The organism is Streptomyces sp. NPDC001027 (genome assembly GCF_040299045.1).
Taxonomy (GTDB): domain Bacteria; phylum Actinomycetota; class Actinomycetes; order Streptomycetales; family Streptomycetaceae; genus Streptomyces.
This window is the reverse complement of the sequence record NZ_JBEPBI010000592.1, coordinates 1-1,302: the sequence shown is the minus strand read 5'-3', so window position 1 is coordinate 1,302 and position 1,302 is coordinate 1. Positions and strand designations below refer to the sequence as shown.

The 1,302-nt window shown below is 67.1% G+C and carries 2 protein-coding genes; both read right to left on the bottom strand.

What is annotated here, in order from left to right:
• Positions 1-33: 33 nt before the first annotated feature.
• A complete protein-coding gene (locus ABT300_RS44165; RefSeq protein WP_351688854.1) occupies positions 34-930 on the bottom strand; it encodes an IS3 family transposase in 897 nt (298 codons plus the stop codon).
• Positions 927-1,235 (bottom strand): transposase, encoded by a 309-nt coding sequence (locus ABT300_RS44160; protein ID WP_351688852.1) that lies wholly within the window; start codon positions 1,233-1,235, stop codon positions 927-929. Before ABT300_RS44160 ends, ABT300_RS44165 begins: the two co-directional genes overlap by 4 nt.
• Positions 1,236-1,302 lie beyond the last annotated feature (67 nt).

Sequence of the window (1,302 nt, the reverse complement as noted above, 5' to 3'; positions counted from 1 at the left end):
TGAAGTTTCCCCGTGATCTCGGACACGGTTCTGTTATGCCGCGAGGGTCTGATCCTGTTGGTAGCGCAGGCGCGCCTCGTGGGGCGTGAGGTAGCCCCAGTGGATGTGTTTGCGCAGGCGGCGTCGGTTGTAGAAGGTCTCGACGAAGTCGAAGATGCCGGCGCGGGCGGTGGCCCGGTCGGGCCAGAAGCGGGTGCCGATCTCTTCTTTGAGTACGGCCCAGAAGCTTTCCGCGGCGGCGTTGTCGAAGCAGCTCCCGGTTCTTCCCATGCTCTGCCGGTGCCCCAACTCGACTATTCTGGAGCGTAGTTGAGCTGACGTGTATTCCGATCCGCGGTCGCTGTGGATCACGCAGCCGGGCTCCAGGCGGCCCAGCGCGGCAGCCATGTCGAGGGCGTCGACGACAAGTTCGGCGCGGTGGTGGTCGGCCATCGAGTAGCCGATCACTTCCCGGGTGGCCAGGTCCAGCCACGAGGCGAGATAGAGCCACCCCTCGGCGGTCGGGATGTAAGTGATGTCCCCGACGACCTTCGTGCCGGGGCGGCCGGCGGTGAAGTCCCGGCCGATGAGGTCCGGCGACGGTGCCGCCGCTGTGTCCGCCTTGGTCAGACTGCGGCGTCCGGTGCGCCGGCTGTTCCCGGCGATGCCGTGTTCCCGCATGACCCGCTCCACCCTCTTGCGGTTGACCACCTGGCCCTGGCGGCGCAGTTCGGCGGTGACGCGCGGGACACCGTAGTTCCGCCGGGAGGCGATGTGGATCACCGTGATCTCGTGGGCCAGGGCAACATCCGCCCGTCGCCGCGTTTCACGGGCCCCGGCTCCGGCGACCCACGCGTAGTACGTGGACCGGGCGGTCTTCATCGCCTTGCACAGCAGCGTGATCGCGTAATTGGCCTTCTCCGCGTGGATGAACCGGCAGATCAGGCTCACCGGTCGCTCTCCCTCGCGAAGAAGGCGGTCGCTTTTTTCAGGATCTCGATCGTCTTCGCCTGCTCGGCGGTCAGCTTCCGCAGCCGCCTCAGTTCCTCGTCCCGATCGTCGGCGGCCCGTTCCGCGCCAGGTTCCGCCCCGCCCTCCCGGGCGGCGCGGGCCTTCTTCACCCAGCCCCGCAGGGACTCCGAGCTGATCCCCAACTCGCGGGCGACCGCAGTCACCGTCCGGCCCGACGACCGCACGAGCTCGATCGCGTCCCGCTTGTACTCGTCCGAGTACCGATTCGTGTACTTGCTTCCCACCTGGCACTGCTTCCTCTGGAACCTCAGATCCCAGTCTCCAGGTGTCCACGATCAAGGGGAAGCTTCA